This window comes from Phytobacter sp. RSE-02, from assembly GCF_040578655.1.
GTDB classification, from domain to species: Bacteria; Pseudomonadota; Gammaproteobacteria; order Enterobacterales; family Enterobacteriaceae; genus Phytobacter; species Phytobacter diazotrophicus.
This window is the reverse complement of the sequence record NZ_JBEULY010000001.1, coordinates 304,509-326,815: the sequence shown is the minus strand read 5'-3', so window position 1 is coordinate 326,815 and position 22,307 is coordinate 304,509. Positions and strand designations below refer to the sequence as shown.

Below are 22,307 nucleotides of genomic sequence, written 5' to 3'. Positions count from 1 at the left end.
CCTCAATGGCGTAAGTATAGTCAATGACTGTTTACAAAATAACCATTGCCGCTTCATTCAACGCCGGATTTACCCTTTTTTGACCTTAACTTACAAAATCAGTTTCCTGCTTGTCCCAAAACTTTTCGCCCTGCTCAGCCATTTGTAACAAAAGCTGACAAGGTGCAAAACGTTCCCCATAAAGCGAAGCCAGGCGCTGCAGAGTTGCGACAATATCACCCGCGCCAAGGGTATCCATATAGCGGAACGGGCCGCCCAGGAAAGGCGGAAAACCGATGCCAAACACCGCGCCAATATCACCATCGCGCGGGCTGCGAATCACCTTCTCGGCGAAACAGCGTGCGGCCTCGTTAAGCATCATCATGACGCATCGTTCGGCAATCTGTTCTGCCGATAATTTGCCTGTGCCAGATGCCCCCACAAGCGGATAAATTGCCGGGTCAGGCTGTTTGTTGCTTTTACGCCCTTTCTTACCGTAAAGATAGAAACCGCGCTCATTTTTTCTGCCTTTGCGATCGTCATTCAATATTGCAGAAACGACGCTTGCAGGCGCACTAAAACGGTCACCGTAAGCGGCCTCCAGCACAGGGATAATTTTAGTCCCGGTGTCAATGCCCACTTCATCCAAAAGTTGGATTGGGCCGACAGGAAAGCCAAATTTTACCAGTGCTTTATCGATATTCTCGATACGTTCCCCTTCGCTCAGGAGCCGCATCGCTTCGCTCATATAAGGCGCCAGAATGCGGTTCACGTAAAAACCGGCTTTGTCCGCCACGACGATCGGCGTTTTGCCCTGCTTCTTCGCCAGTTTCACCACTGTCGAAATGGTCTGTTCATCGGTACCGGCATGGGGAATGACTTCCACCAATGGCATCTTCTCAACCGGGCTAAAAAAATGTAATCCGATAATATTGCCAGGACGCGCGGCCCTGGCCGCAATATCACCGATCGGCAATGACGAAGTATTAGAGGCAAAAATGGTCTGCGGCGCACATTGTGCTTCAATCTCCGCCACCATCTGTTGCTTAAGAGTCAAATCTTCGAAAACAGCCTCTATCACCACATCCCGATGGGAAAAACCGCTGTAGTCCGTCGTACCGGAAATGCGCGCCATTTGCGCATCACGCTCAGCAGATTTGAGATGGCGGCGACGCACCTTTTTATCAAGCTGTTCCCAGCTATATTTCAGCGCGTGGTTAATGCCTTTCGGATTAATATCTTTTATGCGAACCGGGAGATTACCCTTCACTGCCGTCACGTAGGCAATTCCGCCGCCCATTAACCCACCACCGAGAACACCAACGGAGCGCAGCGGACCGGCGGCAACCGGGCTGCCGGGGTCTTTTTTCACCTCAGTGCTGGCAAAGAAAATATGCCGTAGCGCCTGCGATTGCGGGGTCATTGCCAGTTGACCAAACGCGCGTGCCTCGGCGTCATAACCACTACTACTGCCCTGGCTTAAGCCCGTTTCGATAACATTCAGAATACGGGTCGTCGCGGGGTAGTTGCCCTGGGTTTTTTGCTCGGTTTTTTTCGCGACCATGCGGAATAACAGCGCGCGGACAAGCGGCCCGGCCAGCAGACGTTCACGTACCGGCAGGTTGCGGCTGGCAGGACGGCCCTGCGCGGCAAGCTCTGTGGCAGCATCCAGCAAAATGGACACCGGTACGACATCATCAACCAGCCCGGCTTTTAACGCCTGGCGCGCGCGCAGTTGCTTACCGGTCAGGATCATATCCAGTGCAGTGCTTACTCCGACCAGACGCGGCAGCCGCTGGGTGCCACCAGAACCAGGCAGCAAACCAAGCTGCACTTCGGGCAGCCCCAGAACCGTCTTCACATCATCCGTACAAATTCGGCGATGGCAGGCTAATGCCAGTTCCAGACCGCCGCCAAGGCATGGGCCATGGATGGCGGCGATCACCGGGATCGACAGCGCGTGGATCTCGGCCATGATCTGCTGCCCCTGGCGCGCCAGATCTTCGGCCTCTTTCGCCGTTTTGCAGCGATCGATCATGTTGATATCCGCCCCGGCGATAAAATTATCCGGTTTTGCGGAAATGAACACCACGCCGCGAATCTGTTTGTTTTCGCGAATTTGTTTAAGGATGGCGCGTACCTGACTGCCAAACTCCGCCTTTAGCGTGTTCATCTTTTCGCCGGGAACATCAATACTGACAACGGCAACATTGTCCGGGCGTACAACGAGGGTAAATGCTGAGGTCATGTCCATTATTCGGCCTCCAGAACCATAGCTGCGCCAAGTCCGCCTGCGGCACAGGCGGTGACCAGACCAAATCCGCCGCCGCGTCTGTGCAGTTCATGCAAGGTTTGGGTGATCATTCGCGCGCCGGTTGCCGCAAACGGATGCCCGTAAGCAATTGATCCCCCCAGCACATTGAATTTGCTGTCATCCACCTCACCCGTTGCCTGCGACCGGCCCAATACATCGCGGGCAAAACGCTCGCTGGCCATCAGTTTCAGGTTGGTCAGGGTTTGCGACGCAAAGGCTTCGTGCATATCCAGTAAAGTTAAATCCGCCATCGTCAGCCCTGCTCTGTCGAGCGCCAGCGGCGTCGCCCAGGCGGGTCCCAACAGCATGTCCTGCTGCACGTCAATGGCGGTAAAAGCATAGCTTCGCAGGTATCCCAGAGGCTGCAAACCCAGCTCTTTCGCCCGGGATTCGGTCATCAGGATCACCGCTGCCGCGCCATCGGTAAGGGGAGTACTGTTCGCCGCGGTCACGGTGCCGTGTCGACGATCAAAGGCCGGACGCAGTTTGGCGTAATCCGCGAGGCTGGAATTTTGCCGTACGTTATTGTCCTGGGTTATCGGATCGCGAAAAGGTGGCGCATAGGCGGTCATCACTTCATCCGCCAGCTTACCTTCCGCCCAGGCCTGCGCCGCAAACTGGTGAGAACGGTGGGCCAGCGCATCCTGTTCTTGACGCGTGATGCCATAGGTTTTCGCCATTTGCTCTGCGGTATCGCCCATGCGTAAACCGGTAGAATATTCAGCTACCGCAGGCGGCACCGGCAGTAAATCACGCAGCCGTAAACGGGAGAAGAGTTTTAATTTTTGCCCTGTGCTACGCGCTTTGTTGGCATCAACCAGCACGCGAGCCAGTTTTTTGCTCACGCCGATGGGCAACACTGATGAGGAGTCAGCACCACCCGCGATACCTGCACGAATCGTCCCCGCCATCAGGCTTTCGGCAACGTTTGCCACCGCCTGAAAACTGGTGGCACAGGCGCGGCTGACGCTGTAGGCATCGGTGTGCACACTCATGCCCGTTCCCAGCACGATTTCTCGTGCGATATTCGGCGCTTCCGGCATTTGCACCACCTGGCCAAAGACCAGTTGCTCAATGATTTCCGGCGGGATTTCGCTACGGGCAAGGAGTTCGCCCACCACCATTTTGCCGAGATCGATAGCCGGGACACCGTGGAAAACCGTTGCCTGACGGGCAAATGGCGTACGTAATCCACTGACAATGGCGATGCGGTCGCCCTGACGGGTGACAAGCGGTAATGCCTGACTCATAACACTCCCCTGTTAACAGCATGATGCACTAGTGGTCGGACCTGATAACAGTCTTAACTAATTATTTACATTTAGCCAATGGGGGAAAGAAAAAAGTGGGAGGTAAAACACAGAGATGATTGAAAAAACGCTCCCGCAGATGCAGGAGCGCAGGCAGGAAGATTAACGCAGACCCAACTGGAAAATCAGGGTTTCCGCTTCGCAAGCAAAAACAAAATCGATATCCAGACGCACGCCGCCATCAACCTCAGTGAACGTTGAGGTGATCTGGCAAGGATCTGACTCTACGCCACGTGCGCGCGCCGTCAGCGCAGCCAGCGTCTCTTCTGCATCGGTGCGGTTTGTGAACACACGGCTATACGAGGCGGTGCAATCGGAGTTGTCCATGATGGTACCAACATCCATACAGCAGCAAACCGGGGTTTCATCAGCACTGCATTTACTCATTGTGATTTCCTCTGAATTCGCACCCAAGGTGCCAAATAAACGTTGTGCATATTTTACCCCCCTGAATAACGTGTCTCCAGTTGATAATTTAAGGAACCGCCCTAAGTGACCGAAATCACACTTAAAAATGATCCAGAACAAAAACCACCCATTATCATTAGCGGCGCTGGCCACAATTTTGCCACGCAGATCCCGTTTCGAAGATCACAATTGAAAAATTTTATATACAAGCTTGCAACATTTGCTCTGGTCCGACCTATACTCTCGCCACTGGTCTGATTTCTATGAAGTACCGCAGACCCTACACTTCGCGCTCCTGTTACACCACGTAACATAGTTTAAATAAAAATAACCGGATGAGGTTTTGGTCATGAGCCATAAAAACCTGTTTACCAAATCTGCACTCGCAGTTGCAGTGGCAATCGTCTCCACCCAGGCCTGGTCCGCAGGCTTCCAGCTCAACGAGTTTTCTTCTTCTGGCCTTGGCCGCGCCTATTCCGGCGAAGGCGCTATTGCAGATGACGCGGGCAACGCCAGCCGCAACCCTGCGCTGATCATGATGTTTGACCGTCCGACTTTCTCCGCTGGTGCCATTTTCGTTGATCCGGATGTTGATATTTCAGGCAAATCACCATCAGGTGCCAGCCTGAATTCGAAGAACATCGCGCCAACAGCATGGGTTCCAAACATGCACTTCGTCGCGCCAATTAATGATCAGTTTGGCTGGGGCGCGTCCATTACTTCTAACTACGGTTTAGCGACCGAGTTTAATAGCGACTACGCAGCAGGCGCATACGGCGGTAAGACAGACCTGGAAACCCTGAACCTGAACCTGAGCGGTGCTTATCGTCTGAATAACCACTGGAGTTTCGGTCTGGGCTTTGATGCGGTGTATGCCAAAGCGAAGATCGAGCGCTACGCAGGTGACCTGGGCAAAATCGTTGCTGGCTCAGGCGCTTTACCACCGATCCCAGGTCTGGCACAGCAGGTTGCAGGTATCCCGGCCGATACTCAGATAGCTTATCTGAAGGGCGATGAGTGGGGCTTCGGCTGGAACGCCGGTATCCTTTATGAGATCGATAAAAACAACCGTTACGGCTTAACCTACCGTTCTGAGGTGAAAGTCGACTTTGATGGCGATTACAAGAGCAGTCTGCCTTCAGCCTATAACCAGATCCTCGGCAATTTCGGCCTGCCAATGGGCACCAATGGCCGCACCACTGGCGGTTCTCTGACCCTCAACCTGCCGGAAATGTGGGAAATCTCAGGTTATAACCGCGTTGCGCCGCAATGGGCTATCCACTACAGCATGGCCTATACCAGTTGGAGCCAGTTCCAGGAGCTGAAAGCGACAAACAGCAACGGTCAGACGCTGTTCTATAAAGATGAAAGCTTTAAAGACTCTTACCGTATCGCGCTGGGTACCACCTACTATATGGACGATAACTGGACCTTCCGCACCGGTATCGCCTTTGATGACAGCCCGGTTCCGGCCGACAAACGTTCTATCTCCATTCCGGATCAGGACCGTTTCTGGCTGAGCGCGGGTACCACTTATGCGTTTAACAAAGATGCGTCTGTGGACGTCGGCGTGTCTTATATGCACGGTCAGAAAGTGAGCTTCCAGGAAGGCCCGTACAAGTTCACATCAGAAGGTCGTGCGTGGCTGTACGGCGCGAACTTTAACTACGCGTTCTGATTTATTGCAGACGTAAAAAAGGTGAGCTTCGCGCTCACCTTTTTTCGTTTATTCGGAGTCGATATCTTTGAGGTCACCCTGAATCGCCTGGGCGTTCGGGTTTTCCTGTGGCTTGAGCTTACCGCCGTTGGCGATAAAATCATGACGCTGGAAGTAGGCTTCACGCACCATGATGTAAGGGTCGGAAGACTGACGCAGCAGGCCGTCAGAATCGAGCAACTGCGCGCGGGTTTCAATACCTTCCACCGTCCATTTACCAACCGACAGCGGCCAGGTCAGCCAGGACAGCACCGGATAGAGCGTATCCGCCATGTCGCCGCCATCTTCGCGAAGCGTAAAACTGCCGTAGAATGGCAACTGCATGTACGGCCCGTAGCCAACGCCATAATGCCCCAGCGTGCTACCAAAACGGTGCGGTTCAACGCGCTGCAGTTTCGGGTTCGACATCCCTGCAACATCCATCAGGCCACCCATACCCAGCAAGGTGTTGAGGAAGAAGCGCGTAAAGTGAACCATACCCTGATAGGGATCGCCCTGCAGGAAGTAGTTCACCATGATGGCCGGTTCTTCAAGGTTGCTGGTGAAATTGCTCAGGCCATTACGCGCGGGCTGCGGCACATAATCACGCCATGCCACCGCAACGGGACGCACAACATACGGGTCCAGGACATTGAAGTTGAAGTTGTACATGGTGCGGTTAAATCCTTCCAGTGGATCTGAACGCCCCTGCGTGTCTCCTGAACTGGCGCAGCCCGCCAACAGTGTGGTTGCCAGCGCAATCGCCGACACACGAAATTTCATAGGTGTCTCCCTGAAGAAAATGGCTTTCGCTCAGTGCCATCCAGAAGGGCACAAACGCAATCTGCCTCGGTTCGCGTCATAAACATGCAAGGCATTGTATCAGCACACCTTGTGTTGTCTACGCAACGCGCGAATCTCATATTGAGCATAGTCGCAGTTTGCCCCCTCGTTTCGTTACAATTTTATCTCATCTTCGCCAAAGTCATATCGCCATAGCTGCCATTATCCCCAAATTAGGAAGAAGCCCTCCGGAGCTTGTAAAAAAAGCCGCTACGCTTAAACCATGAGCCACAAGTAGACAGAGGCAATATGGACGGCATCAAAGACGAGAAAATCGACAAACACAGCGACGGAATAGAAGTGGAAAGCGAAGAGAAAATAGGTGGCGAGCAAATTGAAGTAGATGAAGAGCGCCTCCCCTCCCGTGCGATGGCTATCCATGAGCATATCCGTCAGGACGGCGAAAAAGAGCTGGAACGCGATGCCATGGCGCTGTTTTGGTCCGCCATCGCCGCCGGGCTGTCGATGGGTGCCTCGTTGCTGGCAAAGGGGATTTTTCACGTTCAACTCGCAGGCGTACCGGCCGCCTTTATTCTGGAAAACCTCGGCTATACCTTCGGCTTTATTATTGTGATTATGGCCCGCCAGCAGCTTTTTACTGAAAACACCGTTACCGCTGTACTTCCGGTGATGCAAAAGCCCTCATGGGTCAATTTTGGCCTGATGATGCGCCTGTGGAGCGTTGTACTGCTGGGGAATCTCATTGGTACGGGTATCGCGGCGTGGGCCTTTGAATATATGCCAATTTTTGATGAACCGACGCGCGACGCGTTCGTTAAAATTGGAATGGATGTCATGAAGAATTCGCCGATGGAGATGTTTTCCAACGCCATTATTTCCGGCTGGATTATTGCCACCATGGTCTGGATGTTCCCGTCTGCGGGTGCTGCGAAAATCGTGGTTATTATTCTGATGACCTGGCTTATCGCTCTGGCCGACACCACCCATATCGTGGTGGGCGCGGTGGAGATTTTTTATCTTATCTTTAATGGCAATATCCACTGGAGCGAATTTTTCTGGCCGTTTGCGCTTCCGACCCTTGCCGGAAATATCTGCGGCGGTACGTTTATCTTCGCGCTACTGAGCCACGCGCAAATTCGCAATGACATGATTAACAAGCGCAAAGCCGAGGCAAAAGCCAAAGCAAAGCAGGAAACAGCCGAAAACAGGGGCTGACTGGCGACACTTTAACCACTCGGGCGCAGGACACTTAACGCAAAGGCGAAATGACGTTATACTCCTGCCGCCTCGTCCCCTTAGTTAAATGGATATAACGAGCCCCTCCTAAGGGCTAGTTGCAGGTTCGATTCCTGCAGGGGACACCAGTTCACTTCCTGCAAACCGCTATCAAATCCGTTATTTCCAAATAAATTCATTAAGTTAAACCACTTCCTTCGTCTATCAATTTCCATTGACGTTTACCGATATCCAGCTTGTTATGTTGGAATCTACGTTGTCATTGTAAGTTCGATAATGCAGATACTATCAGCATGGGAGTTTTTCTATGGCACTCACTGAGATGAAAGTCAGAAACGCGAAACCTGCGGAGAAACCGGTAAAGTTAACTGACAGCAGGGGTATGCACCTTTTGGTTCATCCCAGCGGTTCAAAATACTGGCGGCTGCAATATCGCTTTTCTGGTAAACAAAAGATGTTGGCTTTGGGCGTTTATCCTGAAATCTCTCTTGCTGATGCTCGCATGAGGAGAGACGAAGCAAGGAAGCTAATCGCAAACAACATAGATCCTGCTGAGAAACGAAAATCTGAAAAGATTGAACAAAAAGGATTGCTCACATTCGAAACGGTTGCCAGAGACTGGCATTCGAGCAACAGAACCTGGTCTGATAGTCACAGAACAACAGTGCTAAGTAGCTTAATCACTCATCTGTTCCCTGTCATTGGTAAAAGAAATATAAGTGAGCTTAAAACCCGTGATTTGCTGGTACCTTTAAAAAAAGCAGAAGCTACCGGGCATCTTGAACTTGCGGCTCGATTACAGCAAAGAATCACAGCGATCATGCGATATGCTGTTCATAACGCTTTGATTGACCAAAACCCAGCTTATGACCTTGCAGGCGCTGTAACCACTACTAAAAGTAATCATCGCCCTTCCCTCCCGTTCGAACAGTTTCCTGAGCTTATAAAACGAATTGAAGCTTATAAAGGCAAGGGCATCACAAGAATCGCTGTTCAGTTAACTCTACTGACTTTTATTCGTTCTAGTGAACTCCGATTTGCTCGTTGGTCTGAGGTAAATTTCGAAACTGCTTTGTGGACAATCCCCGGAGAACGTGAAGAACTGGACGGTGTTAAATATTCTGGCAGAGGTTCGAAAATGAAAACCCCTCACCTTGTGCCACTCAGTAAACAGGCCGTAGCATTGCTGAAAAAGCTTCATTCCATAAGCGGTGAAAAGGAACTGATGTTCATTGGGTTCAGCCGTGATGACAAACCCATGAGCGAAAACACCGTTAACAAGGCTCTTCGTGTCATGGGGTATGACACAAAAAAAGAAGTGTGTGGGCATGGGTTCAGGACGATGGCATGTAGTGCTCTTATCGAATCAGGACTATGGTCAAGAGACGCTGTCGAGCGCCAGATGAGCCACCAGGAACGGAATTCAGTTCGAGCAGCTTACATTCATAAAGCAGAACATCTCGGAGAGAGAAAACTAATGCTCCAATGGTGGGCCGATTATCTTGATGAATGCAAAGTAGAAAATGTAGCACCATTTGCTTACGTAAACCGTTCATAGCATCCTACAAAAGGTCAGCCTTGAAAACGTTAATGAGGCTGGCCTTCCACAAAGGATGCAGCATTCATTCGAATAGGAGTTAGAGGTAAGCTTATAGCCTACGGAATGAGGTCTATTGCAAGAACAGCAGCGGAAGAGTCTGGCAAATTCAGAACCGAAGTCCTTGAAGCTGCACTAGCTCACTCTAAAAAAGATGAGATCATTGCAGCCTACAATCGTGCGGAATATCTCTCTGAGCGGCAAAAACTGATGCAGTGGTGGAGTGATTACGTCCAGGCACAAAGATTAAAGGTGCTCGCCGCATAGATGTTTTAGACGAAGTTAAAACTATTAGCGTCTTCATTTACTCCTAAGACATAACTCTTTGTTCGTATGTCCTTTGTTTACCAATACAAAATAAATGAACCTTCGGGAAAAATTAAAGCAGGTTGTTCAAAAGTGATATCTCTAAGTCGTGACAAATTGAACACGTTAATCCGGCCATACGTTTACCTCCCATTGATCTGATAGAGAGACCGTAGCCATAACCCTAATCAATCCTTCGCAATAAACAAGTTGAAATTGATTAAAAAATGATCAATTTTACTTGGAGTTAGGCCGTTTTAAACTGCTCGGAGAGAGTGAGATGAGTGATGAAAATGATAAAAATCAGAAGATTAGAGTCGCTCAGTATCTGAGAATGTCCACTGACCATCAGCAATACTCAATTCATAACCAAGCAGAATTTATAAAGAAATATGCTGACGATCACAATATGGAGATCTTGTATACATACGATGATGCGGGTAGGAGCGGCCTAACGCTCTCAGGCCGCTTTGCAATGCAACAACTCTTATCAGATGTCATCAATAAAAAGATAACAATCGAAGCAGTTCTCTTTTATGACGTAAGCCGATTTGGGCGTTTCCAACAACCAGATGAAGCCGCTTATCACTCTTTCGTACTAAATATGCACGGGGTAGAACTAATATTCTGTGCAGACCCAATTCCTATGAAAGAATTTCCTCTAGAAGGTTCGGTGATACTAAATATCAAAAGAATAAGTGCAGCATTCCATAGTAAAAACATCTCAGAGAAAGTTTTCATTGGGCAAGTAAACCTAATAAACCGAGGTTATCATCAAGGTGGGATGGCAGGTTATGGGCTACGGAGATTGTTAATTGATGAAAACAACAACCCTAAGGAGGTTCTTAAATTCAATAAAAGGAAAAGTATACAAACAGACAGAGTTAGGTTGATACCCGGCCCAAAGGAAGAAATAAAAACTGTAAATTTGATATATGATTTATTTATCGAACATAGCATGCCAGAACTTTTGATATCAGAAAAATTAAACGAAGATCATATACCTGCTGAAAATGGTTCTTTATGGACAAGAGCAAAAGTCCACCAGATATTGATAAATGAAAAATACATAGGTAATAATGTTTACAATAGGACATCAGGAAAATTAAAATCCAAAACAGTAAAGAACCCACGGAGCGAATGGATAATATTAGAGAAAGCATTTAAGCCCATAGTTTCTAGAAGAAAATTTTTTAAAGCACAAGATATAATACGTAATAGATCATTACATTTTTCAGATGATGAACTCCTTAATTATTTAAAGAAAAAACTATGCGAAAGTGGAAAACTATCCGGATTTATTATCGATGAAGATGATACGGGACCATCATCATCTGTGTATAGAAATCGTTTTGGTGGTTTACTCAGAGCATATACATTGATTGGTTACAAGCCAGAGCATGATTATAGCTACATAGAACTAAATAATTACTTACGAGAATTCTATTGGCAAGTTCTGGAAAAATTCAAAGATGAAGTAATAAATAAAAATTGCTTAATAGATGACATTAAGCATCACCCTCTAATAAAAATAAATGATGAAATATTAATCTCTTTAGTATTGTGTAGATGCAACAAACTAAAATCAGGAAAGCTTCGATGGAAAGTTAGATTTGATGAAAAACTGGCCCCTGACTTAACAATCGTATTTAGGATGAATAAAGATAACTCAGATCCTTTGGATTACTATATTTTACCTAAACTAGATGTAGCTTTTAGCAATATGGTCATGACAGAAAAAAACAGTTTTCTTCTTGATCTATACAGATATGAATCCCTAGAGAGTTTTTTTAATATGATTCAAAGAATTGATATAAGAGGTTTTTATGCGGCCTGATGAAACATTCAAACCAGTTCCTATTACTATGATTGAGATAAATAAAATCAAGTTTTTAAACCCACGAACAAGGAGTAAAGTAATACATGACCAAATAAAAGAAAGCATTAAAAAAAGGGGATTAACTAAACCCATAACTGTAAGAAAATTAATCGATGATGAATTTGACTATGCCCTCATTTGTGGGCAAGGAAGAATTGAAGCTCTTATTGGATTAGGAGAGGAAAAAATACCCGCTATAATTAGGGATGTCAGTGAAGAGGATGCTTATATTATGAGCTTAGTAGAAAACATTGCACGCCGACGCCCAAGATCAAATGAATTGTTGCAGATAATAAAAAACATGAAAGTTCAGGGAATGACCGATGGAGAAATTGGCGAGATCACTGGATATTCTTCTCACTGGGTTAATCGAATAAGTATGCTAATCGACAAGGGTGAACATAAACTTTTATCAGCAGTAGAAAGAGGGACGATCCCTTTGTATCTAGCTGTCGAATTCTCTCGTTGTAACAGTATAGATGCACAAAATATTCTTTCAGAAGCATATGAAAAGAAAATAATTAAAAGCGGAGACGTAATAAAAATTAGACATATGCTAAACCAGAGAAATGAAGGATACAAAGGAAATAAAACATCAGGATTCATTTATAACAAAAAGCCCAAAAAACCGTCATTAGAAGAACTTAAAGAATTGTATGAGAATAGTATTGCCGAACATAAATCAGTCTATAACCATGCAGAACTTGTCAAGAACAACTTAATAGTAATAAATGAAATCTTCAACAATATAATGAAAAAAAACAGTTTTATAGACCTACTTAATAGTGAAGATTTATCGAATATACCTGCACAAATTCTCACCCCCATAAGAACGGAGGATTAGTAAATGATCAAGTTATGCTTCGGTGATAGTTTTGTTTACCTGGATGTCGAAAAATTAGAAGCATCCAAGGAACTCATCGATAATGTAAAGAAAAGCCATAAATACCATCAAATCCTGTCGTCAATAGATGAAATTGGGATCATTGAACCGATAATTGTTTTTTATGATAAATCGCAAGAGAAGATTAAAATCTTAGACGGGCATCTTCGCGTTGAAGCATTACGTGAACTTCATATTGAAAAAGCCCCATGCATCATTTCAAGTATTAATGATGCATACACTCCCAATAAACAAGTTAATCACATTAATGTTGTCGAAGAGCATCGAATGATAATAAAAGCATTATCAAAAGTATCAGCAGAAAAACTTAGTGCAGCCTTAGGTATTTCAGTTGAATCAGTCAAAGATAAAGCAAATGCATTAAATGGTATTGATCCAAGTGTGATTTCCAGACTATCAGATAAACAAGTCCCAAGAGCGACATTTGATGTACTAAGAAAAATGAAACCAATTCGTCAGATCGAGGCCACAGGGACAATGATCAATTTTGATAATTTCAGTAAAAATTTCGCAATGAGCATACTTAATTCAACGCCACCATCTTTACTTATCAATCGTAACAAAAATGGAGCATATAATAGAGATATAAGGAAAACAATTTTAAGGCTTGAACAGGAGATGGCAACAACAACCGAAGAAACCGATAGAATAAAAAATGAATATAGTTCCAATATGCTAAGATTTGTTATCATTCAATCCTATATAGTCAAACTCCTCAACAATTCAAAGGTCTTGCACTGGCTACTTGAAAACGAATCTGACTATCTTAACGAGTTAAGGCGGATTGCAAAAATGAATTCAATGGAGAATGGTTGAGATCATCTAGAAGGATTCACAATATAAGGCCAAAGGACGGCTTCATGGTAACGTTGATCCCAATGATTCTTGTTTTCGCCCTAGTAATTTTTTGACTGATAAATCGTATATCTTTTATGAAAAGGTGAACGACAGGAATTTTAATACAAAAAGTCTCAGTCTTAAAGTAACTATTTAATGATAGTATTAATACTAAATTCTTTTTGTTTCAATTTCCTTATTTATTTTTTGGTTAAAGCCGGACATTAGCACCTCTTTCTCTTTATCAGATTTTATTTTCTGTAACATACTCATATTTGAATTAGCTATATCAATAAGAGACTCGAGCACAAATGATGCTTCCTCCGTAAAGCCTTCAACCGCAGAAAATGGAACAACAAGTTTATATGTATCAAATATAAAGTTAATATCATTGAGGGACAATGACTTAAAACCTAAAAGCGCTAAATCATGTCCTGGATATTGAAACAAATCAATATCGTTTATTCCACATGATTTTATTACCTCCAAAAACCCCCCACCTAATCGTTCATATTCATCATAAACTTCATCTATATCATATTCCATAATATTCAACCTCATAAAATCATTTAATTACTAAAAGACAATAACTCTAAAATTAAAATTGTCAATGTTATTAAAACTCTTTAAAAAAAACAAACCCATTGAATTTCTAAAATCCACAGAGCGACGAAACAGAAAGAAACCTCATCTAATATTACTTCACATGATATAATCAACGAAAAATCATCTTAACATTGTATAACCGCTAAATACTGAGGAAAAAAAATGGATACTTTATTCAAGATCTTCGAAAAATTTAGTTCCAGACCCATCTTTTTTATCTTTTTTGGATTATCCCTGTGTCAATTATTTCAGGAAAAGACTGCGTTAGTTAACCCTACACCAGATAATATTTCAAAATTACTTGCAGCTATGGTAATAGTAGTTTTAATTACGTGGACTTTTGAACGGTTAATTTTAAGTTTTAATTTAACTCTTGAACCACACGATAATGGAGATGTCGGACCTATGATTGGTACGGCTGCGCTTGCTGTTTATGTGGTATTTGCATTTCATTTCCTGAGTGAGAATCCAGAGTCATTGAACTTAAAACTGTTAACCAATACAGGATTTATTTACAGCACAACTCTTTTACTATTCTCTCTTGAATCAATGAAGCTAAGAAGATTCAAACAAAAGTAAACGTCAGATCAAAACATGATAAAATTAGGTGGTGCTATTTTATTTAGCACCACAAAAACACACAACTTTTGACAACAGATTACTGGTCTTTAATTATTCGCATAAATTCATTTAGTCTTGTTCCAACAGCAATACACTTTGCATCAACCATACTGATATAATAGTAAGATGGGTTTGGCATATGCGTCGTCATCCAAGGAAGTTCGTCTGAATATTCAATATCAGAGGTAGAAATCATCCAGACAGGTTCACCATCTATGGTCATAGGGTTGGCTTGCTGGTAACGTTCGTCCCAGCCACGCCCGCTTTCTTCAGCATAATCCTTTGCTATCTGTATTGCTTTCTCCTGCGTAATCATTGCTGAGCTCCATACCAGACACTATACATAACTCCCCCGACCGTCACTGGCCCCAAGAGCATACCTGCGGCTTCCTGTCGTAGGAGGGAAAAAGTTATCTCATAGGTATTCCCCAAGGGAAATTTAAAACCCTGAACAATATATTCCGCACTCATTCCCCTTGCTCTTAGCAAACCAATAGTTTCGGCCAGGGCTTCTTCAAGATAGCGTAATATATAAGACTTTGAATAAGCAGATTGTCTCATAAAGACCCGTAACTCACGCAGCAGATAAAACTTAGGGGCAATCGCCATATGAACTTGCTCGTGGTAAAGCGTGGTGAGCATTTTAAGGTAGGCTTCATCTTTTGACATAGCTCCCGGATAGAAGTTACGGCCAACCACCGCATCTCCCCAGGGCTTTGTTGCCCCCTGTATGACATCCTTGTATTTGGTGATTTTTATTTTTGGCGTATAACGCCAGCCACCATTCCTGGGTAGATTCATACGCGAAGCAATCTCACCACTGTAACGGGGCATCACGACACCCCTTAGAGGTTTTTTAAAAGTATCACCGGGTTTCTTTCTGAACAGCAGTATCAGGACAGTATTAACACCGATTAGGGTGATAGCTTCTGCCAGATCTTTAGCAGCAGCATCCAGGTCTGCTTCTGTTCTGGCATTGTTAGTTTTGATAGCAAAGTAATACAGCTTTTTCCCGGCTTCAAAAGCAACACCGCCTATCGCAACCCACCCTACTACCAGCAGTATGACATCAGCGATCTCGCCAATACCAAAGAAGTGAGCACCAGCCCATATCACGACAACGCCAGCCATTGTAGCCAGCGCCTGTGGAGTGATCATAGCCAGAAGCTGTTCCCCGACATCAGATGGTAACAGGGAGGCTGCTTTGGTAAGAACTACCTGCAATTTTGACTGCAAATCCATCCGGATAACGTCCATTGATATTCCTCATGGTAAGCAATGCAATCGATTATAAGACTGGAAGAAAGTAAGGTCTTAGGATTTTATCTGATTTTGATTCGTTTCATTCTGTACGAGAATGAAATTCACATTGAGGTTCAGAGAAAAATTACAATGGCTACGCTATTTTATTCTGCCAATGGTTGTGCATTATGCACTTAGCGGTAATAATCAAATTGTTAACTATTATCAGACAAGACATGATTTCTCGTTTCGTACATTGTGGGGACTTATGCGAAACGATTTGATAAACACCAAGGAGAGTATTAAATGAGCGAAGATTTAAAGAACCTGAACAACATCCGTATCCTTCGTGCCCAGGCTCGTGAGCTGCCAGTAGAAGCGCTTGAAGAGATTCTGGAAAAATTAACGATTGTTGTCGAAGAACGACGCGAAGAAGAAGCTTCTCAGCGCAAAGAGATTGAGGAAAAACAGGCGAAGCTTGAAGCGTTCCGGGCCAAGCTCCTCGAAGAAGGCATTGATCCTAGTGAGCTGATCTCTACTATCAAGGCTGGACAAGGCAAAGCGAAAACCAAAACTCAGAGAGCACCTCGTCCAGCTAAATACAAATATGTGGACGAAGATGGTAGCGAGAAGACCTGGACCGGCCAAGGCAGAACGCCAAGAGCTATTGCTAAGGCTCTAGAAGAAGGTAAAAGGCTGGAAGATTTCGAGATTAAATAAAATAATAATGAGATAGTCGAAGTCGAAGGGCTGCTTTTATTTAAAAAGTAGCCCTTCCATTTCTGTACTTAGTACAGGATACATACTTCTATTTCTTAACTGCACGTGGTGCAGGATACATACTTCTACTTCTTAACTGCACGTAGTGCAGGATACATACTTCTACTTCTTAACTGCACGTGGTGCAGGATACTTACTTCTACTTCTTGACATCGGTATTGTGCAGATATACATAATAATTTCAGTCTTGATATTAACAACATTATAATATTATTTTTAACTGTCAAGTCTAGATCTGAAAAAATAATTAAAAGTCAAAAACATTTAAACAAATAGAAGAGTTATTTAATGAATTAAAATTTATTCGCTATAGAATTTTTAGTCACTCTTAATTGACCACAGCCAATTGAGAAAAATAAATTCCAATTTATCATTTTTTTGATCTGTAAATTTTCTTTTTGAGAATGATGTCATCAATTGGAATCCGACATATGCTCACATTATATCCAAGATTTGTTAATTGCCTGTGAAAGTTTTTTAAATTTATTTTTGAAAAAATTGGTAAGCTTTTAGGTAAATCATTATTTGATGCTATAGCAAATACGATTTTATAATCATTCGTATTAGGCCTTGATTCATACTCACTTTTAAAAAATTTTGGAAGTTTATCATGAAGCTTCTTGCGAAACTCTTTATCACCAACAAATAATTCCGCACTGATAAAACCCTGAGAAAAGAGATGACTCATACTCTGAGAGCCAGAGTAATATTTGATATGTATGAAAGTATCATCATCTTTTATGATGTCACAAAACTCGACTCTGCTATGCCCGCCACCATGCTGTATCATATTTTTATCCATCAAAGTGAATGAAGAGTCTTTTTTACAGACATCCCTGATATAATCTTCTTCATATTCAAAAGAATACAAAGGAAGAGATGTCTGATCTTCATATATGCTAATTTGATTGATTGCATTGTCTACTAAAAGTAAGAAGTCTCGATCCGCGCAATACCAAACCCCATTTCTAAGAATATAACTCCTATCGCCGTTTTTTATTTCTGCATACAAACAGCGATAAATTGACCAGGAGTTAATGCTTTCATTCTGATCATCTAGGGTGTATATGCATTTATTTTTAAGAACATCTATATTTATGTCGATCTTCTTGAGTTTGCAATGCTTAATGAAATGTTCAAGAGCAATTACCGAATATATAGGACTATTACTTCTTCGCTCAAAGCAATAGCCTCTCTGCCGTTCCCAATCAACAATTTCAGGCTCCCCTAGAACTATATCAATAGTATCACCAGAATTAATCGCATCTATTAATTCAAGGTCAAGTATATCGATTTCATCATCATCCGCTTGTTTTATATTGTTAATCCATTCAAACTCACCTGGAAGCGGCCTTCGATAAACCTCAATAATTTTATCTAAAAGATAGGTTATGTCCTTGAAACAAATTTCTGGCGTAATAACAAGAGCATCTCTCCCCGTTACTTTATCGCCCAATAAATTCTCCGTGCACATTCCAGTAAGCGTAGTTAATATATCAAGCTCTGAGTCTATTTTTAAATTTTGTATAGTTACTTCTTTAGTGCTCTGGCTTCTTGTTAACAAATTCATCTCATTGTGATTGCCCTTATCCAGACTTCTTATCTTATTTTGGGCTATTGCATTTAAAGTTGTCTTAAGGCCAAACTCTTTTACTATATAATTATCATTTATCAAATGATAACCAGTGCCGAATGGAATAACAAATCGCTCCTTCTGATAATCAATCAATAATACGGCACCAGTGCTACTGTTTCGTCCAAAGATGTCCACATCGAGATCGGGCTTGGCAACAAAGAATAACGTTGCCCATTCTGGTATTTGTGGCTCCGAATCTTGTTTAATAAACAAATATGCCCTGGCATCCTCTAAGGGTATTTCTACGGGAGGTTTAACTCTTTCAAGGTTGAGTAACTGATCAACCGCTGTTGCAGTCTTTTTTGCTAAATAAACAGAAAGGCGAAGTTTCATAACGCTCCCTTAATAGCACCACTTACCTTGCCAGGATGCTCAATGAATTGAGGAGTTGTGTATCTAATGTTTCTGTTGCAGGCAAAGGTAATCCATTTGCTTGACGATATTTTTTGATAGCTGTACGTGTTGCTGGCCCCATAACGCCATCAATGATGCCGTCATAGTATCCCTTATCAAAAAGCGCAAACTGAACTCGCATGATCAGTCTTCTTCTCTTTTCTGAATCAGCAGATAAATTACCAACTGGTGCTCGCGGGGTTGCCGAGGATGTAGAACCCGTTGAGCCGGAAGACAATGACCTGGTTGAAGTTGAAGGTGCAGATCCTGCGTCACTTCCAGAAGTAGAAGAATCATAGGATTTCGGGTAGTAAGGTGTAGAGCTCCCACCATAATACCCACCACCGGATGAAGACCTATGAGAGCTATGGCTACGGTGCGAACTATGGCTACGGTGACCAGCGATATAAAACGGAACATCAGTGTTCAATGGAGCCAGAACAAGATCGTGGTCATTCAAAGGATTAGCCCGGAGATCATCGATTGCAGTAGCAGAATCACTCGCCCAGACAGAGTTGTTTAGAGCAAGAAAGCCAGGTAACAATGACGCAAGTTTCAATCTTTTCACAGGATTGGCCTCGGTGTTTGATGAAATTTTCCTTTTGAAGAGCTGAAATACCCTGCACATGATGTTTTCATGGTGCATTCATAACACTCTTCTGGATAGTAGTTTTTCCAGTCAGAGATTGACTGGACTGCAAAGGACCATAAATTTTTCGGTAACTGGCAAAGTGGATAATTAAAAAAAGTCAAAGGGACACCCGAAAGTTGAGATATCCTATCAGCCGAATTGAATATTTCAGTATCTTTGTAGTTATCGATAGATATATGTTCCCAGTTTTTTCTGGCCCAACCAGTAGATTCAAGTCCCATTATGGAAATTTGATTAACATTTGAAAAAACCCGGCTGGTGAATTCAACAAGTTCTGGTAGTTCGTTGATATTCAATCTCGTAGGGATAAATCTAAGCTCAATGTTAATCCCAAGATTACCCGCATTAATTATCCCTGCAACGGTATCATTAAAAGCTCCCAGACTACCAACCAGCTGATCATGTATTGAAGCATGAGACGAGTACAGAGGTATCCCGAACGTGATTTTCATATTTTTTGTGCGCTCCTTAACACTTTTTGAAAATCTAGTGTCAGAAAAACCTCTACCATTTGTGAGCACATGTAATGACGTTTGCGGAGCGTTTTCAGCTACAAAATCCAGGAACGTGAGGAACTCTTCTCCATAGAGTAAAGGCTCTCCCCCACTTACTCCAATAACCCCTTCGAAATCGAATGCGGCGATTGCCAGAGCTGACTGCATCAACAACCAGTCATCATTTGCTGCTTTGGGCGGCTGGGAACAAAATAGGCATTTATTGTTGCAACGTTCAGTGACCAGGACAGTGTTATGATTCGCTCTTCTGGACAGGAGAACCCGCATCATATTGCCATTGTTAATTATACCGACGTCGCCATCTTCAATAGACTCGTACAATTGTCTGCTGACTACATAAGACTCAAAATAAGGCTGGACAGCATTAGCGGGTTGGTCAGCGGTAACAAGTAAATTGGGCAACCAGAACTGAGGATTCACTGGCTTCTCTTTGCACAGCCGGTAGAAGCCCATAGGTACGCTTTTCGTGGACGTAAAGCGGAAGATATCGTTCCTGATAACCTCAGACATAAGCCCACCCTTTAAGCATCTCGGCTTTGGGACCACCTTCGGAAATGCTGTTCATTAAATACCTGAACATTCCCTTATGATACTGACAAAATGTTGAGCGGCTTCTGTCCCCAACAGGTTCCCCCTGGACACTGATGTTCTGGCACGGATCTGCACCACAGAACGGTTGATATGCACAAGTGTCGCAACCCGGTAGAGCAAAATTGAATGAGGAGCTTAGCACAGCGTTATAGTAAGGGCTCTCAGCAAACGATAAGGTTTTAACCTCCCCAGCACTAAACTCAGTATCAGGGTTTACCTTCTGCAACATCCGGCTTTCATCACTTCCGTAAACGCGGCCATCATAATTAAAGAGGATGCTGTTGAGCACAACACCACTTGGCGATTTCAGGTCGGCATAGCCACTAAAACCTGGGTTGAAAACTCTTTTGATATGAATGGAAGCTGAATGCTCGACAACCCTTATCCCTTCGTTGTTAAGTCTGAGGATTTCATCCATTAAAGCAGCGTAAAAGTTGAAGTATTCCTCCATAGAGAAAGTGAACGATGCTTTTTGAGCAAATCCATACGGACTGACTGGTCGGATAAACATATCCGTCAGACCCAGTGCGAGGTGAGCTTTGACAATAGAGGCTGGATTTCTTATTAAATCTCTTGTAACCGTAGTAACTGTCGCCACACGACCAGAACCTAAATGACGTTTGATTGCCTCTATGCCAGAAACCGTTCTGCTGTGGGCAAGCTCCTTCCCAAGGATACGATTGCTGTTATGAATGACTTCTTCACCATCGAGAGAAACAGAGAAAGTAACATTTCTCTCTCTCGACCATTCAAGCATCCCCTCATCGAGAACAGAGAGGCTTGAAGCAATCACCATTTCAAACTCGGTGCTTCCTAATGTTTCAACGCACTGCCCATAAATTGCCTGGATCAAATCGAACCGCAGTAATGGTTCTCCTCCCTGTATCTCAATCTTGTATGGGGGGGAAGAGAGCTTTTTGATAGTGGCTACTATTTCAGGTATCAGTTCAGGATCCAGATCGAAACCCGAAGCCTCCACCGAGGCACGGCTGACCTGGCAATACTTACAGGTATGGTCACAGCGCAATGTAGGCACAATCATGAAAATTGGCCTGACAGCCAGTTCGTTCATTAGTCGTTTTGCGAAAGCAGAACTGAATGCGTGGGGAATAACTGAGGTGCTTTCATCCTCACTAAGGAAGAGTTTACGTTCGAGTGGTAAAGACTGCTCTCTCCTGACATACCCGTTCGCCAGGTCAACTAATTCCTGCTCATTCAAGAAATGATGGAAACCAGCCAGATTGCTGATGAACACCTGCCCGTCAGTCAGCCTGTCAAAATTGAAAGGCATCAGTTTCATTATGAAAGCCTTCCATCAATGCTGTGAAGAACCTTACTAACTATTGCATCGCGCAATTGCCCGGTTTGGTGGTGAAGTTTCTCACGCAGCTTGTAATCGTTTAACAGCCTTTCGAATTCAAATTCGCAATCCGTGCTATTTGTTTCGAAGAAGATGATCCAGGAGGATATATTCTCTTCGAGTTTCCATTGTGTGAATGGAGTCATCCAATACAGGGTATTGCGGATAACCCATTCAGAAAATTGATCTTTTTGAAGTGTCCTTTCCCACATTGCGATTACCTTCTAAAAGTAATAATCACGACCAGAAATGTATTTGAATGCAGATTTTTCTTATTGATGAGATGTTACAACATTTTTGGCGAAAGTGTTACTAACTATGACAAAATCAGAAATGAAAGGGGGAACACCTCAGTTAGGCGGTTGACCTACATGATGCAGCAGTATTGAAAAATATAACATATCCAACTGATTATATTGAAAATTAAAAACAGCCATATAAACATAGGTTACACATAAGCTACTTTTTGAGATTTCAGGCAAGAAATTTAAAGATTATTAACACCATCATATTATTAACATCTTAATAATTAGCATTGAAATGCAATGTTTTTGGTTCTTTGTGCATGTCAATGGCTTGTCTTTGTGGCAGAATCATAAAGCTATGCAATAATTGCATTGTTATTAACACAGCATATTTTT

At 43.8% G+C, this 22,307-nt stretch carries 20 protein-coding genes, 1 tRNA gene and 1 pseudogene; 10 read left to right on the top strand and 12 right to left on the bottom strand.

The window, feature by feature from the left end; all coding sequences use genetic code 11:
• Positions 1-85: 85 nt before the first annotated feature.
• The 3 genes from fadJ to ABU190_RS01380 all read right to left on the bottom strand — a co-directional run bounded on the left by fadJ (position 86) and on the right by ABU190_RS01380 (position 3,990).
• On the bottom strand, positions 86-2,233 hold the full coding sequence (gene fadJ / locus ABU190_RS01390) for a fatty acid oxidation complex subunit alpha FadJ (protein WP_354690188.1): 2,148 nt from the start codon (positions 2,231-2,233) through the stop codon (positions 86-88).
• The gene (fadI, locus tag ABU190_RS01385; protein ID WP_354690187.1) at positions 2,233-3,543 is read right to left on the bottom strand and encodes an acetyl-CoA C-acyltransferase FadI; all 1,311 of its coding nucleotides are present in this window, start codon (positions 3,541-3,543) and stop codon (positions 2,233-2,235) included. The genes fadJ and fadI overlap by 1 nt, the downstream gene beginning before the upstream one ends.
• Before the next feature lie 162 nt (positions 3,544-3,705).
• Positions 3,706-3,990, bottom strand: coding sequence for a YfcZ/YiiS family protein (locus ABU190_RS01380; protein WP_039079828.1), 285 nt, complete (start codon positions 3,988-3,990; stop codon positions 3,706-3,708).
• A gap of 370 nt (positions 3,991-4,360) precedes the next feature.
• Between ABU190_RS01380 and fadL the strand changes: the two genes are divergently transcribed.
• Positions 4,361-5,689, top strand: coding sequence for a long-chain fatty acid transporter FadL (fadL, locus tag ABU190_RS01375; RefSeq protein WP_354690186.1), 1,329 nt, complete (start codon positions 4,361-4,363; stop codon positions 5,687-5,689).
• Positions 5,690-5,737: 48 nt separating this feature from the next.
• Here the strand turns inward: fadL and mlaA are convergent, their stop codons facing one another.
• Complete coding sequence (gene mlaA, locus ABU190_RS01370) at positions 5,738-6,490, bottom strand: phospholipid-binding lipoprotein MlaA (RefSeq protein ID WP_039079826.1); 753 nt, start codon at positions 6,488-6,490, stop codon at positions 5,738-5,740.
• Between the two features lie 309 nt (positions 6,491-6,799).
• On the opposite strand from mlaA, the gene ABU190_RS01365 reads away from it, so the two are divergent.
• The 7 genes and pseudogenes from ABU190_RS01365 to ABU190_RS01335 all read left to right on the top strand — a co-directional run bounded on the left by ABU190_RS01365 (position 6,800) and on the right by ABU190_RS01335 (position 13,249).
• Positions 6,800-7,726: a formate/nitrite transporter family protein gene (locus ABU190_RS01365; RefSeq protein ID WP_354690185.1), complete on the top strand. Its 927-nt coding sequence runs from the start codon at positions 6,800-6,802 to the stop codon at positions 7,724-7,726.
• 74 nt (positions 7,727-7,800) lie between these two features.
• Positions 7,801-7,875 (top strand) — tRNA-Arg (locus ABU190_RS01360).
• A 179-nt stretch (positions 7,876-8,054) separates the two neighbouring features.
• Positions 8,055-9,305 (top strand): integrase arm-type DNA-binding domain-containing protein, encoded by a 1,251-nt coding sequence (locus ABU190_RS01355; protein WP_354690184.1) that lies wholly within the window; start codon positions 8,055-8,057, stop codon positions 9,303-9,305.
• 54 nt (positions 9,306-9,359) lie between these two features.
• Positions 9,360-9,611 (top strand): annotated as a pseudogene (locus ABU190_RS01350) (integrase); the annotation flags it as partial.
• 319 nt (positions 9,612-9,930) lie between these two features.
• Positions 9,931-11,487: a recombinase family protein gene (locus tag ABU190_RS01345; protein WP_354690183.1), complete on the top strand. Its 1,557-nt coding sequence runs from the start codon at positions 9,931-9,933 to the stop codon at positions 11,485-11,487.
• Positions 11,477-12,373, top strand: coding sequence for a ParB N-terminal domain-containing protein (locus ABU190_RS01340; protein ID WP_354690182.1), 897 nt, complete (start codon positions 11,477-11,479; stop codon positions 12,371-12,373). The genes ABU190_RS01345 and ABU190_RS01340 overlap by 11 nt, the downstream gene beginning before the upstream one ends.
• Before the next feature lie 3 nt (positions 12,374-12,376).
• A complete protein-coding gene (locus tag ABU190_RS01335) occupies positions 12,377-13,249 on the top strand; it encodes a plasmid partitioning protein RepB C-terminal domain-containing protein (RefSeq protein ID WP_354690181.1) in 873 nt (290 codons plus the stop codon).
• 192 nt (positions 13,250-13,441) lie between these two features.
• Here ABU190_RS01335 and ABU190_RS01330 read toward each other — a convergent pair whose 3' ends face one another.
• Positions 13,442-13,816, bottom strand: a complete 375-nt coding sequence (locus ABU190_RS01330; protein WP_354690180.1) for a hypothetical protein — start codon at positions 13,814-13,816, stop codon at positions 13,442-13,444.
• A 222-nt stretch (positions 13,817-14,038) separates the two neighbouring features.
• Here ABU190_RS01330 and ABU190_RS01325 point away from each other — a divergent pair, with 222 nt between their 5' ends.
• On the top strand, positions 14,039-14,455 hold the full coding sequence (locus ABU190_RS01325) for a hypothetical protein (RefSeq protein ID WP_354690179.1): 417 nt from the start codon (positions 14,039-14,041) through the stop codon (positions 14,453-14,455).
• A 79-nt stretch (positions 14,456-14,534) separates the two neighbouring features.
• On the opposite strand, the gene ABU190_RS01320 is transcribed toward ABU190_RS01325, so the two are convergent.
• Both ABU190_RS01320 and ABU190_RS01315 read right to left on the bottom strand, forming a co-directional pair.
• A complete protein-coding gene (locus ABU190_RS01320) occupies positions 14,535-14,813 on the bottom strand; it encodes a hypothetical protein (RefSeq protein ID WP_354690178.1) in 279 nt (92 codons plus the stop codon).
• Positions 14,810-15,754, bottom strand: coding sequence for a hypothetical protein (locus ABU190_RS01315; RefSeq protein WP_354690177.1), 945 nt, complete (start codon positions 15,752-15,754; stop codon positions 14,810-14,812). Before ABU190_RS01315 ends, ABU190_RS01320 begins: the two co-directional genes overlap by 4 nt.
• Before the next feature lie 291 nt (positions 15,755-16,045).
• On the opposite strand from ABU190_RS01315, the gene ABU190_RS01310 reads away from it, so the two are divergent.
• Positions 16,046-16,459 carry an H-NS family nucleoid-associated regulatory protein gene (locus ABU190_RS01310; RefSeq protein WP_354690176.1) on the top strand — a complete coding sequence of 138 codons (414 nt, stop codon included), beginning with the start codon at positions 16,046-16,048 and terminating at the stop codon, positions 16,457-16,459.
• A 430-nt stretch (positions 16,460-16,889) separates the two neighbouring features.
• Here the strand turns inward: ABU190_RS01310 and ABU190_RS01305 are convergent, their stop codons facing one another.
• Genes ABU190_RS01305 through hxsD form a run of 5 tightly spaced genes read right to left on the bottom strand, consistent with a single transcriptional unit; the run spans position 16,890 to position 21,878 of the window.
• Entirely contained in the window at positions 16,890-18,488 is a 1,599-nt protein-coding gene (locus ABU190_RS01305; protein ID WP_354690175.1) for a TIGR04141 family sporadically distributed protein, read from the bottom strand.
• A gap of 22 nt (positions 18,489-18,510) precedes the next feature.
• On the bottom strand, positions 18,511-19,116 hold the full coding sequence (hxsA, locus tag ABU190_RS01300; protein ID WP_354690174.1) for a His-Xaa-Ser repeat protein HxsA: 606 nt from the start codon (positions 19,114-19,116) through the stop codon (positions 18,511-18,513).
• Positions 19,113-20,225, bottom strand: coding sequence for a His-Xaa-Ser system radical SAM maturase HxsC (gene hxsC / locus ABU190_RS01295; RefSeq protein WP_354690173.1), 1,113 nt, complete (start codon positions 20,223-20,225; stop codon positions 19,113-19,115). Before hxsC ends, hxsA begins: the two co-directional genes overlap by 4 nt.
• Positions 20,218-21,606, bottom strand: coding sequence for a His-Xaa-Ser system radical SAM maturase HxsB (hxsB, locus tag ABU190_RS01290; RefSeq protein ID WP_354690172.1), 1,389 nt, complete (start codon positions 21,604-21,606; stop codon positions 20,218-20,220). Before hxsB ends, hxsC begins: the two co-directional genes overlap by 8 nt.
• The gene (gene hxsD, locus ABU190_RS01285) at positions 21,606-21,878 is read right to left on the bottom strand and encodes a His-Xaa-Ser system protein HxsD (protein ID WP_354690171.1); all 273 of its coding nucleotides are present in this window, start codon (positions 21,876-21,878) and stop codon (positions 21,606-21,608) included. The genes hxsB and hxsD overlap by 1 nt, the downstream gene beginning before the upstream one ends.
• Positions 21,879-22,307: the final 429 nt, after the last annotated feature.